General features: G+C 65.6%; 10 protein-coding genes. 4 read left to right on the top strand and 6 right to left on the bottom strand.

Annotation, left to right across the window (positions count from 1 at the left end; genetic code table 11):
• The first annotated feature begins 96 nt into the window (after positions 1 to 96).
• Together AAFO92_RS02015 and AAFO92_RS02010 are read left to right on the top strand one after the other, a co-directional pair.
• A complete protein-coding gene (locus AAFO92_RS02015) occupies positions 97 to 822 on the top strand; it encodes a metallophosphoesterase family protein (RefSeq protein WP_347532890.1) in 726 nt (241 codons plus the stop codon).
• Positions 823 to 939: 117 nt separating this feature from the next.
• Positions 940 to 2,115 (top strand): acetyl-CoA C-acyltransferase family protein, encoded by a 1,176-nt coding sequence (locus AAFO92_RS02010; protein WP_347532888.1) that lies wholly within the window; start codon positions 940 to 942, stop codon positions 2,113 to 2,115.
• Between the two features lie 12 nt (positions 2,116 to 2,127).
• Here AAFO92_RS02010 and pbpC read toward each other — a convergent pair whose 3' ends face one another.
• The 3 genes from pbpC to AAFO92_RS01995 are packed head-to-tail and all read right to left on the bottom strand — an operon-like array spanning position 2,128 to position 10,161.
• The gene (gene pbpC, locus AAFO92_RS02005; RefSeq protein WP_347532886.1) at positions 2,128 to 4,176 is read right to left on the bottom strand and encodes a penicillin-binding protein 1C; all 2,049 of its coding nucleotides are present in this window, start codon (positions 4,174 to 4,176) and stop codon (positions 2,128 to 2,130) included.
• Positions 4,163 to 4,741: a putative glycolipid-binding domain-containing protein gene (locus AAFO92_RS02000; protein ID WP_347532885.1), complete on the bottom strand. Its 579-nt coding sequence runs from the start codon at positions 4,739 to 4,741 to the stop codon at positions 4,163 to 4,165. The genes pbpC and AAFO92_RS02000 overlap by 14 nt, the downstream gene beginning before the upstream one ends.
• Entirely contained in the window at positions 4,738 to 10,161 is a 5,424-nt protein-coding gene (locus AAFO92_RS01995) for an MG2 domain-containing protein (protein WP_347532883.1), read from the bottom strand. The genes AAFO92_RS02000 and AAFO92_RS01995 overlap by 4 nt, the downstream gene beginning before the upstream one ends.
• 140 nt (positions 10,162 to 10,301) lie before the next feature.
• Here AAFO92_RS01995 and AAFO92_RS01990 point away from each other — a divergent pair, with 140 nt between their 5' ends.
• A complete protein-coding gene (locus AAFO92_RS01990) occupies positions 10,302 to 12,521 on the top strand; it encodes a response regulator (RefSeq protein ID WP_347532882.1) in 2,220 nt (739 codons plus the stop codon).
• On the opposite strand, the gene yaaA is transcribed toward AAFO92_RS01990, so the two are convergent.
• The 3 genes from yaaA to AAFO92_RS01975 all read right to left on the bottom strand — a co-directional run bounded on the left by yaaA (position 12,506) and on the right by AAFO92_RS01975 (position 15,702).
• Entirely contained in the window at positions 12,506 to 13,270 is a 765-nt protein-coding gene (gene yaaA, locus AAFO92_RS01985) for a peroxide stress protein YaaA (RefSeq protein WP_347532881.1), read from the bottom strand. The genes AAFO92_RS01990 and yaaA overlap by 16 nt on opposite strands.
• Positions 13,271 to 13,301: 31 nt before the next feature.
• Positions 13,302 to 15,341, bottom strand: a complete 2,040-nt coding sequence (gene recQ, locus AAFO92_RS01980) for a DNA helicase RecQ (protein ID WP_347532880.1) — start codon at positions 15,339 to 15,341, stop codon at positions 13,302 to 13,304.
• Positions 15,342 to 15,414: 73 nt separating this feature from the next.
• Positions 15,415 to 15,702, bottom strand: a complete 288-nt coding sequence (locus AAFO92_RS01975; RefSeq protein WP_347532879.1) for a YggT family protein — start codon at positions 15,700 to 15,702, stop codon at positions 15,415 to 15,417.
• A gap of 127 nt (positions 15,703 to 15,829) precedes the next feature.
• Between AAFO92_RS01975 and AAFO92_RS01970 the strand changes: the two genes are divergently transcribed.
• Positions 15,830 to 16,366: an acyl-CoA thioesterase gene (locus AAFO92_RS01970; RefSeq protein WP_347532878.1), complete on the top strand. Its 537-nt coding sequence runs from the start codon at positions 15,830 to 15,832 to the stop codon at positions 16,364 to 16,366.
• The last annotated feature ends 7 nt before the right edge of the window (positions 16,367 to 16,373 follow it).

The following is a 16,373-nucleotide window of genomic DNA, read 5'->3' as shown; positions in this document are numbered from 1 at the left end:
GCCGAGAAAGCGGAGGTATTGCAAACGGGCCTTCCCGGCCGGATGGGCATGTCATTTCGGTTGGACATTTCCGGCTTCGCGCGGCTCTGTGGCAGCATGACAAAACCGATTTACGTGATCCCGGATATTCACGGGCAGATCGCCATGCTGGACGAGGCGCTGTTGCGGATCGAGGGCGATGGCGGGGCGGATGCGCAGATCGTCTTTCTGGGGGATTATGTGGATCGCGGCCCCGACAGCCGCGGGGTGATCGACCGGCTTTCGGCAGGCCAGGCGGAAGGCCGCGACTGGATCACGCTGCGGGGCAATCACGACCAGATGTTTCTGGATTTCCTGACGACCGGAACGATCAAGAGCGACCGGTTCAGCAATCTGGATTACACCTGGCTGCATGACCGGCTGGGCGGGACCGAAACGCTGACCTCTTACGGGGTGACGGCCTCGCTGGGCGCATCCAACCATGCGACGGCGCGGGCGGCGGTTCCCGATGCGCATGTCGAATGGCTGCGCAATCTGCCCCACTATCACCTCACCCCGGAGATCCTGTTTGTCCATGCCGGGATCATCCCGGACCTGCCGATCGAACATCAGCCGGTCGAGGAGTTGATCTGGATACGCGGCCCGTTCCTGGACCATCCCGCGCCGCATCCCTGGCTGGTGGTGCACGGCCATACCGCGTTGCGGCGACCGCAGCACTTCGGGAACCGGATTGACCTGGACGGCGGCGCCGGATGGGGCCGGCCGCTTTGGCCCGCGGTGCTTGAAGGGCGCGATTGCTGGCTGTTGACCGCGGCGGGTCGCCAGCCACTGCCACCGCCCTGACAGACCGCGCTCAAGCATCGCCGGGCGTGCCCTGCCCTGCGTGACGCCACATCACATTGTTGCCCGGCGGCAAAATCCACTAGGCTCGGGCGACTCACACATCTGGGAGATTCTTTCATGACCGATATCGTTCTGCTTGATGGCGCCCGTACCGCCATAGGCTCGTTTGGCGGTGCATTGGCCGCCACCCCTCCGATCGAGCTTGGCGCCGCGGTGGCGCGGGAAGCGATGCGGAAATCCGGCGTCGAGGGCGGCCAGATCGGCCATGTGGTCTATGGCCATGTCATCAACACCGAGCCGCGCGACATGTACCTGTCGCGCGTGGCCGCGATGGATGCCGGCATCCCCGAGACGACACCCGCGATGAACGTGAACCGCCTGTGCGGCTCGGGCGCGCAGGCCATCGTGTCGGCAATCCAGTCCCTGATGCTGGGGGATGCGGATTTTGCCCTGGCCGGCGGGGCCGAGAGCATGAGCCGTTCACCTTACATCGTGCCGGATCAACGCTGGGGCGCCAAGATGGGCGACATCCGTACGCTCGACATGATGCTGGGCGCGCTGAATTGCCCATTCGGCACCGGCCACATGGGGATCACGGCCGAGAATGTTGCCGCCGAGCATGGCATCAGCCGCGAGGATCAGGACGCCTTTGCCGCGGAAAGCCAGAAGCGCGCCGCCGCCGCCATCGAGGGCGGGTTTTTCAAATCGCAGATCGTGCCGGTTGAGGTGAAGGTCAAGCGCGAGATGGTGGCGTTCGACACCGACGAGCATCCCAAACCCACCACCGTCGAAACCCTTGCCGGATTGCGCGCCGTGTTCCAGAAAGACGGCACCGTGACCGCCGGGAATGCCAGCGGGATCAACGATGGCGCCGCCGCCGTGGTCATGGCCCGGGCCGAAGCCGCCGAAGCCGCCGGCCTGAAACCCAGGGCGCGTGTGCTGGGCTATGCCCATGCCGGTGTCCGCCCCGAGGTGATGGGTATCGGCCCCGTCCCCGCGGTGGAAAACCTGATGGCGCGCACCGGGTTGTCGGCCGGCGATTTCGACGTGATCGAATCGAACGAGGCCTTCGCCGCACAGGCGCTGGCGGTCAATGCGGGGCTTGGGCTCGACCCGGCGCGGGTGAACCCCAACGGTGGCGCAATCGCGCTTGGCCATCCGGTCGGCGCCACCGGCGCCATCCTCACGGTCAAGGCCCTTTACGAGTTGGAGCGCATCGGCGGGTCAAAGGCGTTGATCACCATGTGTATCGGCGGCGGTCAGGGCATCGCCCTGGCGATCGAGCGGCTGTAGGGCCGGTTCGCCTCAGTCGATCCGTATCGTCACCCGCGCGGACCGGCCCGCGGCGTCAATCACCGTGAGGTTCGAGAACCCGGCCAACATGCCGGGCAGGAAAACCTCGCGGCTACGCGCCCCGGTCAGCAGCGGCGCGCCGTTGGCGAGCCATGTGAATGGCGGCTGTCCGTCCCGCACCTTTGCCGGAATGCCGTCCTGCGCCAGCAGCCGCGCGCCGTCGGGCGGGAAAACCAGTTTCGGCGCATCCGGGGCGGCCTGGAACACCGCTTCGCGCCCGGTGAACCGCCGCAGCGGCTGCGGCAATTGCGCGGTTGAAACAATCAGCGTCTCGGGTGGGGGCGGCGGCAGGGGAACCGGCGCCGTCCTGATCCGCTGAAACGCCTCGAACAGCACCGGCGCCGCCAGGTCGCCGCCAAACGCGCCCGGCACAGGCGTACCATCGGGCCGCCCGATCCAGACCCCGATCACATGAGCGCCATCATATCCCACGGCCCAGGCATCACGATGGCCGTAGGAGGTGCCGGTCTTGTAGGCCAGCCGGCCCTTTGGCGCACCGGGCGGCGGCGGCAGACCGGCCAGGATATCCGTCACCTGCCAGGCCGCGGCCCGGTTGATAACCGTGACCTCGCCAATCGCTGCGGGCATCCCGGAATGCCATCGAAGCGGCACGGACCGGCCCCCGTTTGCCAGCATCGCATAGAGCTGCACCAGGTCCGTCAAGGTGACACCGACGCCGCCCAGGGCCACCGCCAACCCGGGCTGATCGCCGGGCAGACGGGCGCGTATTCCCGCCCGTTTCAGGGCATCCATCAGATGTGCCGGGCCGATTTCGTCCATCAACAGCACGACGGGAATGTTCAGCGATTGCCGGAGCGCCTCGGTCACCGGCAGCTCGCCCCGGAAGGCACCGTCGAAATTCTGCGGCGCATATTGGCCAAAGGCAACGGGCCGGTCGTCTATCAGCGTCCGCGGATGCGCCAGGCCGCGATCGAAGGCCATGCCATAGACCAGTGGTTTCAGCGTCGACCCCGGCGAGCGCAGGGCGCGGGTCATATCGACATAGCCTTGCCGCGCATCGCTCTGCGCGTAGCTGGCCGATCCCACCGATGCCAGAATGTCACCGCTGCGGTGATCGGCGATGACGATGGCAAGCGACAGGTCCTCCGGCAGATCGCGCAGGGTTGCGGCGGCCAGTTTCTCGACATCGTGCTGCAGGGGGCGGTCCAGCGTCAGGCGGTGATCCTGGGCCAGCGGCGCATCTGCCCGCAACCGATCGCCCAGATGCGGCGCCAGTGCGGGAAAGGCCCGGCGGGTGGCGGGCACGGGCTCGGTCCGGGCCGCTCGGGCCGTATCGGCCGAGAGGATCCGGTGCTTCACCATCCGCGCCAGCACGCGGTCCCGCGCGGCCCGTGCAAGTACCGGGTTGCGATCCGGGCGGCGGGAAGCGGGGGATTGCGGCAGCGCCACCAACAGGGCCGATTGGGCGGGGGTCAGGCGGGTGGGTTCCTTGCCGAACCATGCCAGTGACGCCGCACGTATCCCTTCCAGGTTGCCGCCATAGGGGGCGTGGGTCAGATAGAGCTCGAGGATCTGATCCTTGCTCAACCGCCGCTCCAGCGCCAGGGCCACGCGCATCTGCCGCAGCTTGCCGCGCCAGCTGCCGGTGCCGGACTCTTCCAGCAGGCGCGCCACCTGCATCGTCAGGGTCGATGCCCCGGACATGACCTGACCATGCGCCAATGCCTGTCCCGCCGCCCGCAGCACCGCGCGCGGATCGACGCCCGCGTGATCGTAGAAACGCCGGTCTTCATAAGCGATCAGCATGGCCAGGAAATCCGGATCCACCCGATCCGGGCGCGCCGCCAGCCGCCACCGGCCGTCCGCCACGGTATAGACCCGCAGCAGCCGATCCTCACGGTCGCGCATTTCGACCGAGGTTTCGCTGATGAGCGGTGGCAAGGTGGTGGCCGCGATCCAGCGGTCCAGCCCGTCCCGCAGCGTGGCCGCGATGAACAGCAATAGCGCCGTGCAGAGGATCAGACGGTCAGCGCGCCTCATGCGTGACCTCCCCTTCCCACAGCCCCGGATAAAGCGTCACGAACCCCGAGTGATCGACGCAAAGCTGGGTGGCATAACCGGTCTGTTCAGCGCGATAAGAGACCAGCTCGGCCGATTGCCCGGCATCATAGGTCTGATCCAGCGGACGCAGGTCGCAGTTCGGATACCGCAGCCAGGCGGCGCGGGTATCCAGCCGCGGCGTGGGCGCCTCCATCACCCGCCTGAGCGGCATCAGGTTGGTCGCCGGCGTAAATGCCAGGTCAATATCATCCGCCCCCACCACCTGCGGCTGCGGATCGCCGTTCAGCAGCCAACCGTCGGTGTTGCGCTCCAGCCGCAGGCTGATCTCACGCGTGCCGTGCCGCCCCGCGATATCCGCGCCGAGGGTTCGCCAGCGGGCATCGCAACGCACGACATAATCCAGCGCAGCAAATCCGTCGGCATCCCGGAACCGGGAATGCCCCACCAGCAGCCAGCCATGATCGACCCGTGACAGGCGGCAGGTATCGTCGCCCTCATGTTCCAGCGCGCGCCAGCGCACCGTGGCGATGGTCTGACCGGTCATCGGCGCACGGACATCCGCGCCGTTCCGGTACGGGCACGGTATTGCGGGCGGTACATGTCCTCGACCGTGGCGGCGGGGTGGTGATACTCGCCCGGCGACACCGCGCGCACGATATAGGCCAGCTGGAACGCCTTATCACTGCGCCAGTCGACCGCCGCCAGGAACCGGTCGGTGCGGAACTCGGTATGGCGCGCCTCGGCCGGGTTCAGCCAGTCCAGCGCCCGGACATCGCCCGAGCGCAGGAGGTTCGGATTGTCGATCTCAAGCCCCGCAGGCAGCGGATCATCGACCATCAGCCGCGCCTCGCCCCTCTCGAAGGGGGTGATCTTGAGAACTGCCACCAGCCGGGTGCCCGTGGCCACGCCCTGAAGTGCCGCCGGATTGCCGTCCATGTCGAAATACTGCCGTTCGATGGCATAGCCATAGCCGCCGGCCTCGGGTGGGACGTCCGGGATACCGATGCTGGTCAGCGTGATATCCGTGGCCGCGGTGCCGGTGTTGCGGATCACCATTGGCGTGGTATTTCCGGCGGCAAAGCGGCGCACGAAGGGGCCGGCGACCGGCGCATCATTCACCGTCAGCCCCGCCGCACCGGGATCGTTGATCAGCGCATTCGCCGCCAGCAGGGTCCAGGCCTGTTCCTGCGAGGACATATGCGGACCGTCTGTGACCAGCGCATTGCTCAGCACCGCCCGGTCGACCGCGGAACTGCCGGCCTCGACCGCCAGGGTCAGCACGGCGGCACGATCACGCTGGCGGGTGCCGTAATCGGCGCGCCAGACCTGTGTTTCTGCGCCGCTCTGCGCCCCGATCATCCGTGCCGCCTGCGCAAAGAGGCGATCCGCCCTCGTCTGATCGCCATAGGCCGCCAGCGCCGCGCCCAGCTGCGCCGCCGCCAGCGGCGAGCCCAGCGATCCGGCCTTCACATCGGCGTAGTAGCGCAGATCACCCATGCGCGCGGCCCCTTCGCGCGCCAGCACCATCAGCGCATAGGCGATATCCTCGCCGCCCTTGTCGAAATCAGGGGCATAATTCACCCGGTTGCGCAGATTATCCATCGCCATCGCAAAGGCCTGCGGTGGCACGTCATGCCCCGCGGTTCGCGCGCGCGACAGGAAATCGGCAACATAGGCATCCAGCCAGAAATCACCTGATCCGGCCCGCCACAGGCCGAACGCCCCGTTGCTGGATTGCCGGGTCAGGATACGGGCGATGGCCTGGTCGATGCGCTCCTGCACCTTGGCCGTATTCCCCAGCCCCATCGCCTGCGCCACCTGGTCGAAATAGAGCAACGGCAGTGCCTGCGAAGCCACCTGTTCGGTGCAGCCATAGGGGTATCTGTCCAGTGCGCTCAGCAGCGCCGGCGCATTCATCCTGGCCAGCGGCCCCGCTGATATCACAGCCTGCCCCGATCCCGCCCGCAGCCCGCCGAACATCCCGGAATCCACGGTCAAGGCCTCGCCTGCGGCCAGCGACAGCCGCCGCGTGACCGAAATCTCCGGATCGTTGCTGCGCACCGGCAGGGTGAGATCCTTGGTCAGTTGTCTGCCATCCGGCGTGGTCAGCGCGATCCGCACCTGATGATCGCCGACCGCATCGGCCGAGACCGGGATGGTCAGCACGGTTTTCCCGCCCTCGGGCAGATCCAGCCCCGTGGGAATCCCGCTGCCCAGCGCGGCGCCGCTGGCCGTCACGTCCAGCCCCATCCGGCCCGATGGCCCCTCGGCATGGTGGAGTTCCAGCCGCAACTGGCTGGAGTCTCCCGGCGCTAGGAAACGCGGCAGCGTCGCTGTCACCACGACCGGATCGCGCACCAGGACATCGCGCTCGGCCTGGCCCACAGCGGTATCGGACCAGGCGATGGCCATCAGCCGCACGGTGCCGTTGAAGTCCGGAAGATCGAACCGCGCCCGCGCCACGCCATCCGCGCCCACCGTCACCGGCCCCGAGAAGAACGCCACCAGATCTTCGGTGGGCGGCGGTGCGTTCAACGACATCCCGCTGCCCGCATCCCCGCCCGAGCGGACCTGCCCGGCGGCACCATTCATGCCGTCGATCAAGCGCCCGTAGAGGTCACGAATGTCGACACCCAGCCGGCGCTGGCCGAAATAATGACCCGCGGGGTCGGGGCTGTCGAAACCGGTCAGGTTGAGGATACCCAGATCGACGGCGGCCAGCGTCACATGGCCGGTCTTGCCTGCCAGCCCGTCAACCCGGACCGCCACGTCCAGCGGTGCGCGCGGGCTGGTCGTATCGGGCGCCTCGATACTGACCGACAGCGCCTTTTCCGCCGGATCGATCCGGGCGTAACTCAGACCAAGTGCACGGGCCGGGTTCTGACCGGCGGACACGTCCATCGGGCGAATTACCTGCGCGGTGACATAGGCACCGGCGCCCCAGTCATCGGTGACGGTCAGCGGAATCAGATTTTCACCCTCTGTCACTTCGACCGCCTGCATCCCGATCACCCGGTTCGACATTACGGTGATCATCGCGGTGCCGGCATAACGCGGCACGATCCGCAGGCGGGCCGTGTCACCGCTGCGATAGCCGGGCTTGTCCAGCGACAGCTCCAGCGTATCCGGGGTCTGCGAGGCATCGGCGGGCGCGTACCACCCGGCGTAGAACTCGGCCGAACTGGCCACGTAATCCCCGTCCAGCCGCTCCACCAACAGCTCGTAGCGGCCCCAATCCACCCGTGCCGCAACCGGCAGCGGACCATCCTGCAGCGACACGTCACCGGTGGCAACGCGGGTGCGGGTGGTCACCGGCTCCCAGTTCCAGTTGCCGTATTGCTGATACCATTGATAGCGCGTCTCGATCCGGTTCAGGGTCCAGCGTACCTGCATCGACATCGGTGCCATGTCGGCGCCCACGGCCATCACCTGGAACGCGGCCTCTGTCCCCTCGGGCACGACCCCGTCGAATTCGGGCCTGATCCCGATCATCGGGCCTGCAGGGGCAAGCATTCTTGTCAGCCGGCGCTCGACCGGGCGGCCCGAGCCCTCCTGCACGCGGATGATCGCCTCGGCCTCATGCGGGCGGTCGGCAAGCCTGGCGACGGGGATCGGCATCGGCAGGACCAGCGTGCCGTCCTCGCCGGTCTCGCCACCGTCGAGATAGCCGGTCTGCGCGCCGCTGCGTTCGTCATGGCGACCAAACTGATATCCGGGAAAGCCCGGCAATCCACGCATCGGGCGCAGGCTGACCGTGCCCTCGGCCCGCAGCCCGGCGCCGGGTGCGCCGAACAGGTACCGCGCATCGATTGTCAGCGGTGGGCTGTCGCCGGGACGGATCAGGCCATCGGGCAGCGACAGGTCGAAATCGATCCGCTCGGGCAGGAAATCCTCGACCAGGACCCGGCGGCTGGCCAGCGCCGGCGCGTCCGGATCGGCCTTGATCTCGATGGTCCAGGTGCCACGCGGGGCGGTGCCGCCGATGGGCATGTCGAACACATGCCCGCCCGCCACGCCCCCGGACGACAGGTGCCGGGCATATTCCACCCCGTCGGGCCGGGTCAGGATGGCGGTCAGCGGCAGGCCGCTGATTGCCGTGACCTTGCCGTCACGGGCCAGGGCGGTGGCGTGAATCACCTCTCCGGCACGATAGGCGCCGCGATCCGTCGCCAGGAAGACATCGATCGGCGGGGCCGCTTCGCGCCCCTCGACCCCGCGGTCCGACAGGTCGAAGGCCGGGTCGGTCAACGACAGGAAGGCCAGGTCGTCCGCGCCCGCCCGCGCCAGCACCAGTGCCGGGGCCGCGCCACCGGTGCCACGGGTCAGGCCCGGGGCGAAGAGCGCATGGCCGTCGGCATTCGTGGTCAGCGTCGCCAGTTCCCGGTTGGCGCGCGACAGCAGGGTCAGTTCCACGCCCGCGCGCGCGGCGGCATCGGAAAGCCCGCGCACGAAGACATGCAGCCCGTCGGTGCCCTTGAGCGTGGTCAGACCCAGATCGGTGAGGACAAACCATTGGGTCGCGCCGGGATCATCGTAAAGCTCCCGCCCCTTGACCCGCGCGCTCAGCGCGTAGATGCCCGGCGGCTGATCGGCCAGCACCTCGCCCAGCGGCAGGCGGGTCGTCATCGTCTGGTTCAACCGGTTCTGCACCTCGCCCACGCCTGACCAGACCTGCTCGGCCACGTCATTGGCAAATGCCTGCTCCTGGTATTCGCTCAGCGGGCGGCCGAAGTAATCGTCCTGGATGGCGCGCAACAGGTTGCGGTCACTGACCCGGCGCAACAGCAATTCGACACTGTCCAGGTTGACCGTTTCGACCGGCAGCGCGGCATCGGCGGATTTGGGCAGCACATAGGCGCGCCCCGCGAAACTGACCGCCGGGCTGCGATCGCGGACATAAAGAGAGAGTTCGACATCCTTGTGCAATGCCTCGCCGCTGGCAGCGGGCAGACCCTTGCGGAAGGCGATTGTGTAACGCTGACCATGCTGCACCCCGTCGATGCAGATCTGGCGGCCCTCGGCCTGCACCACCATCCCGGGATCGGGCAGACGGACAAAGGGCGTGTAGTCGACACCGGCTTTCACCAGATCTTCGGAAAACTCGGCACAAAGGCGCGGCGCGGCACTTTCGTTGTCGCTGCGATGCTCGGTGATGCGAAAGCCGTATTTCGCGATCGCCTGTTCCAGCGAAGCTGCCAGGTCCTGACGCGGCTGGATTGACTGCGCCAGACGTAATGCGCCGATCATCTCGCGGCCGCGGCCCGCAAGTTCAAGCCCGGTGACCATTTCCGCCAGGGCCGACACCCGCGCCGGATCGCTGAGCGCGCGCAGATACCCGTTGATGGCGGCATGAACCGCCTGAGTCCGATAGCGCCGCAGATCACCGGTATTCTGTGTCTTCACCAGAAGCGAAAGCCGGGCAAAGTCGACCCACAGATCGCTCCGGTCAGCGCGCGATACCGCCGCCCCCATCCACCGCATGGCATTCAGATGATCGCCGCCGGCCTCACGGTCGCGCGCGGCCTTCAGCATCGCCTCCTCGTCCCATGTTCCAGCGGGATGGCGCCACCCGATCGCACCGGCCAGCTTGCGCGCCTCGGCGATGTCGCCCGCGTTCAGGAACGCCAGATCGGCGGCGCGCGCGCGGGCCACCGCTAGAACCCGTGGATCGGTCGGCAGAAGCTCGGCGGAAATCGCGCCCTGATAGGGTTGGCGCTCGGAAACGGAACTCTTGGGAAAACACGCGTTTGACCGGCTGTTGAACGTATAGGCATGACAGGCTGCATTCGCCGCACAGGCGCGCTGGCAGGCCTCGAACGTGGTGTCGAATAGCGGGTCCAGGTCCGCGCCGTAGAAATCAACGTCACGGGTGACGACCTGATGTCTGTCGGGTACTGGCTCCTGCGCGGAAAGCGCCGTTGAAACAATTGCAAAAGCGAAAATGGACAGAAAACGGCGCAGCATCGGAACCTCCCTGACAGGCGCTTTCATCGTGCCACGCCAGCCGCAGCGTGACAACGTTTTCACCGGCCTTCCTTAAACAGTTCTTCACCATGATATCGGATTGTACCGCAGATTCCCGACGGGCCTTGCGGAGGGCTGGCATGAGCCTTGCCAACAAATTGACTGAAGAGCGGCGCGCGCGGCTGGCCGCCGAACGGCTGCTCGAGCAGATGCAGGTCGAATTGCAGGCGGCCAACCGCAAGCTGGGCAAGCACGCGCTGGCCCTGTCAGAAGAGATCGTCGAGACGCGGGCCGAGGTCCAGAACGTGCGGGATGAGAACCAGCGCGTGAAAACCGACCTTTCAGTGGCCAACCAGAAGGTCGAGATTGCAGAACGACGGCTGTGGGATTCAATCGAGGTGATCCAGGACGGGTTCGCCTTTTTCGACGCCGAAAGCCGCCTGATTGCCGCGAACCGCGCATGGATGGGGGTTTTTGACGGGCTTGAGGACGTCAAGCCCGGCGCCAGTTTTGTCGAGATCCTGCAGATCATCACCGAAGAGGGCGTGGTGAATATCGGGGACATGACCCCGGCAGAATGGCGTGAAATGATGTTGGACCGCTGGCAAAGCCCGGTGCCCGAACCCGAGATTATCCGGCTCTGGAGCGGCGAATACATCAAGCTGATCGACCAGCGCGGCAATGATGGCGGCATGGTCAGCCTGGCGCTGAACATCACCGATACCGTGCGCTACGAGGAGCAGCTGAAAGACGCGCGTTACAAGGCCGAGGCGGCCAACCGGGCCAAATCATCCTTTCTCGCCAACATGAGCCACGAGATCCGCACCCCGATGAACGGCGTGGTCGGGATGGCCGAACTGCTGCTGGATACCGGGCTGAGCGAGGAACAGCAGCTCTATGCCGAAACGATCAGGAATTCCGGCGAGGCGCTTCTTGTGATCATCAACGACGTGCTCGATTTCTCCAAGATCGAAGCCGACAAGCTGGTATTGCAGACCGAACAGTTCGATCTCGAACGCTCGATTCACGAGCTGATCACGCTGATGCAGCCAACCGCGCGTGACAAGGGCCTGGACCTGCTTGTCGATTATGACGTCTTCCTGCCGACCCGGTTCGAAGGAGATCGCGGGCGGATCAGGCAGGTGCTGACCAACCTGATGGGTAACGCGATCAAGTTCACCGAAACCGGCCATGTGCTGATCCGTGTCGTCGGCGTGTCGCCCGCCGAGGGCGAAGAGGCGAGGATTCACGTCACGATCGAGGACACCGGCATCGGCATTCCCGAGGACAAGGTCGGACATATCTTTGGCGAGTTCAATCAGGTGGATGACGAACGGAACCGCAAGTTCGAAGGCACCGGTCTTGGACTTTCGATCTCGGAAAAGCTCATCAGGCTGATGGGGGGCGACATCTGGGTCGATTCGGTCGACGGCGAAGGGTCAAGCTTTGGTTTCTCTCTGTCCCTGCCGGTCGTCGAGATCCCGGATCCCGATGCGACACGAATGCCTTCGGGGCTAAAGCGCGCCCTGCTGGTTGACGATTGCGCTGCGAACCGAGACATCCTGGCGCGCCAGCTTGGGGTTCTCGGCATCGAAACCCTGTCCTGCGGCGGCGGTGCCGAGGCGCTGACCAGGATCGCCGAAGGTGTCGATCTGGTCGTGACCACCCATACGATGCCGGAAATGGACGGGATGGAACTGGCCGAGGCCATCCGCGCGGCCGGGTATCACCTGCCGGTCATCCTGCTCAGCGCCAATACGGGCGCTGCGGAAAACGACCCCGCGCGCCAGCATCTGCACGCAATGCTGCAAAAACCGGTATCGCGACAGGAGCTGTTCACCGCGCTGAAATCGGTCAAGGTGCCGAACGGTCAGCGCCCGGAACCCACGCAGTCGGCTCAGAAGGCACCGCCCAAGCAGGCCGACGCCCCGCCTGCGGCCGCGGCGCGGCTGATGCGGGTGCTCGCCGCCGAGGACAACAAGACCAACCGGCTTGTCTATTCCAAGATGGTGAAGGCGCTGAACATAGATCTGAAATTCGCCGAAAACGGGATCGAAGCGGTCGAACTGTACCAGTCTTTCGACCCGGATGTCGTTTTCATGGACATCTCGATGCCCGAGATGGACGGCAAGGAGGCCACCGGAAAAATCCGCGAGATCGAGGCCGGCACCGGCCGGCATGTCCCGATCGTTGCCATGACCGCCCATGCGATGGGCGGAGACCAGGAAGGTATCCTGGCGGCAGGGCTGGATTTCTATCTGACGAAACCGCTCAAGAAACCGGCGATCATCGAGCGTATTTCCGAGGCCTGTCCGGTTGATGCATGCGATCCCCTGGGCCGGGATCAGGCCGCGGGATAATCGCGCAGAAACACCCAGTTGGCATCATCCGACAGGTCATTGCGGTACCGATAACCGCCCGCATCAAAGGCCTGGATCGATTCCGGGGCGAAAAGACGGTTTTGAATGATGAACCGGGCCATCGCCCCGCGCGCCCGTTTCGCGTAGAAGCTGACGACCTTGGCGGCGCCGGATCTTTCTTCCATGAAAACCGGCGTTATGACCCGCAGATTCAGGGCGTCGCGGTCAACAGCGCCAAAATACTCCTGGCTGGCGCAGTTGATCAATACCTCGCTCTGGGTATTGTCGGCCAGTTGGTTCAGCGCGGTCGAAATCCGGTCGCCCCAGAATTCATAAAGCGAGTTTCCCCGCGCGTTCTTCAGCCTGCTGCCCATTTCCAGCCGGTAGGGCTGGATCGCATCCAAGGGCCGCAGCAACCCGTAGAGGCCCGACAGGATGCGCAGGTGATCCTGCGCCCAGTTCAGCTCTTCCGCGTCCAGAGTGCCGGCCTCCAGCCCCTGGTAGGTATCTCCGGCAAAGGCCAGCGCTGCCGGTTTGGACGTCATTCGTCCGAAATCGCCGAACCGGTCGGCGTTGAGCCGGGCCAGGTTCTCGCTGATGCCCATCAGTTTCTGAAGGTCGTTGACCGACAGATCGCGGGCGATCCCCGCAAGTTGCTCGGCCTGGTCCTGAAAGGCCGGCACCGATGCCGCCACGCCATCGGCCGCGCGCATATCCAGTTTCTTGGCGGGTGAAACGACAACCAGCATCCTGCATCCCCAATTGATCTTTTCAGGTGATCTAGCCCGCGGCCCGCAGAACGTCCAGAAATGCCGTACCAAATCTTTCGGCGCGCTTTTCGCCCAGCAGACGCGCCATCTCGCCGGCGTCCCGCGGGCGGGTCGAGGCGATGCGCGCCAGCAGCGAGGCCGAGCAGCTGAGCGGCCGGTCAATCCCGGTTTCGCCGCGCGCCAGATCGGCCTGCACCTCGAGCAACTGGTCATAGACCTCGCCCGAGACCTGCCCCGCCAGCCTGCGGCGCGACGGGTGCAGCTGCCGGGTCTCGCCGTTCACAACCTCCAGAAAGGCATCGCCGTAGCGTTCCAGCTTTTTCGCGCCCACGCCGCTGATCCGCGCCATCTGGTCAAGGGTCGCAGGCCGCGTCTCGGCCATTTCGATCAGCGTGCGGTCGGTAAAGACCACATAGGCCGGAACCCGCGCGGCCTCGGCCAGGGCGCGGCGCTTGGCCTTGAGCGCCGACAGCAAGGGCGCGTCCTCCTCCGACACCAGCGCGCGGGCCGCGGGACGGCGGGTTTGCGCAACCAGCGTGTCACGCCGCAGGGTGACATTCTGTTCGCCTCGCAGAACCGGGCGGGCGGTTTCGGTCATGCGCAGCGCACCGTGGCGTTCGCGGTCAGGGCGGACCAGGTCCAGCCCCATCATCTGGCGAAACACGCCCTGCCAGTTCCGCCGGTCCAGATCCTGACCAACGCCGAAAGTCGGCAGGCGATGATGGCCGCGGGCACGGACCTTGTCGGTTTCGTTCCCGGTCAGAATGTCGATCAGATGTCCGGCGCCGAAAAATTCCTCGGTCCGCAGAATGGCCGACAGCGCCTTGCGCACTGCCTCGGTCCCGTCGAACAGGTCCGGGGGCGATTCACAGGTATCGCAATTGCCACAGCCCGGCTTATCCTCGCCGAAGTAACGCAGCAGAACGGCGCGCCGGCATTCCTGCGCCTCGGCCAGACCCAGAAGCGCGTTGAGCCGCGCGTGATCGGCCATCCGGCGTTCGGGCGGGGCCAGCCCTTCGTCGATCTGGCTGCGGCGCAGGCGGATGTCATCGGGACCATAGAGCGTGAGCGTTTCCGCCGGGGCGCCATCGCGGCCCGCGCGGCCGATTTCCTGGTAATAGGCCTCGATCGACTTCGGCAGGTCGGCATGGGCCACCCAGCGGATATCGGGCTTGTCCACACCCATGCCGAAAGCGACCGTGGCAACCACGATCAGCCCGTCCTCGGTATTGAACCGGGCTTCGACATTGCGGCGGTCTTCGGCCTCCATCCCGCCGTGATAGGCGCAGGCATTGTGCCCGCCCTCGCGCAGCGCACGGGCCAGGGTTTCGGTCTTGGCCCGGGTGCCGCAATAGACAATGCCGGACTGGCCCTTCCGGCCGCCGGCGAATTCCATGATCTGGCGGCGGGGGCCGTCCTTGGCGGCGAAGGCCAGGTTGATGTTGGGCCGGTCGAACCCGTGCAGGAAGCTTGCGGGCGGGTGGCCATCGAACAGCTTGTCGACGATCTCGTCACGGGTTTCCGCATCCGCCGTCGCGGTAAACGCCGCCAGCGGGACGTCAAGCGCGCGGCGCAATTCACCGATGCGCAGGTAGTCGGGGCGGAAATCATGGCCCCATTGCGACACGCAATGCGCCTCGTCCACGGCAATGAGGCTGACGCCGATCCGGCGCAACATGCCCATTGCCGACCCGGCGGCCAGACGTTCGGGCGCGATGTACAAAAGCTTCAGCCGCCCGGCCTCAAGCGCCTGCCAGACCTCATCGGTTTCGGCGTCGGTATTACCCGATGTCAGCGCGCCCGCCGCGACCCCGGCGGCACGCAGGGCACGCACCTGATCGCGCATCAGTGCAATCAGCGGAGAGATCACCACTGTCACCCCCTCGCGGATGAGCGCAGGCAGTTGGAAACAAAGTGATTTGCCGCCACCGGTCGGCATGATCGCCAGCACGTTTTCGCCGCGCGTGACCGCCCCGACAATGTCTTCCTGACCAGGACGGAAGGCATCGAACCCGAAAACATCGCGCAAAAGCGTGGCAGCGCCTGACATGGGAACCCTGTAAGTTTTTATCTGCTCTTACAGGAAATCATTTCATACTAAGATTCAGTGAACAAGAGCCGGATCAGTAAAAAGCGGCGCTGTTGTTGATGAGGATGATCCTGAGCGCATAGACCGCGACAAGCGCAACCAGCGGTGCAAGGTCGATACCCGACATCGGCGGAAGGAAACGGCGTATCTGGGCATAGGCGGGCTCCAACAACCGGTTCAGCCCATACCAGATCTGCGCAACCAGTTGCTGCCGCAGGTTCAGCACCTGGAAATTGATCAGCCAGCTCATGATCACATGCGCAATGATCAGGAACCAGACGATGTCCAGAATAAGCATGACGATCTGGAAAAGTGACTGCATTGGTGCGTTCCCTCGGTCGTAATCGCCCAACAGGTAAGCGGAGCGCTGCAAAAGCGCAAGCCTGACGCGAGGTTGCCGTTGACCGCGGATTCGCGCTGTCCCAGAAAACGGGCAAAGGAGATGCCCTATGTATCCCGTCATTCGCCTGTTCGCCCAGCTGATCAAACACCGCAACGATCCGCCCCTGCCCATCACCGGCACGCATGTGTCGCATCACATCTGCCTGCCCTGGGATATCGACCTTTGGATGGAGCTGAATAACGGCCGCACGCTGACGCTCTATGATCTGGGCCGCATCACGGCCGCGCAGCGGGCCGGGTTGGTCACGGTGCTGCGGAAAAACCGCTGGGGCCTGACCATGGCCGGCGCCAGCGTGCGCTACCGCCGCCGGATCCGGGCGTTCGACAGGGTCGAGATGCGGTCGCGTCTGGCGTGGTGGGATGACAGGTTCTTCTATGTAGAACAATCCATGTGGCGCAAGGATGGCGAATGCGCCAACCACATCGTTTACCGCTCGGCCGTGACCAGCAAGGCGGGGATGGTGAACCCGCAAACCCTGGTCGACACGATTGACCCGTCAACCGACAAACCCGATGCCCCCGACTGGATCGCCGCCTGGATCGAGGCCGACGCCAGGCGCCCCTGGCCACCGATGCAGGAATAGCTTGCCA

Source organism: Roseovarius sp. CAU 1744, from assembly GCF_039839345.1.
Taxonomy (GTDB): Bacteria; Pseudomonadota; Alphaproteobacteria; order Rhodobacterales; family Rhodobacteraceae; genus Roseovarius.
The sequence above is the reverse complement of the archived record's forward strand: the minus strand, read 5'-3'. Positions and strand labels throughout refer to the sequence as shown.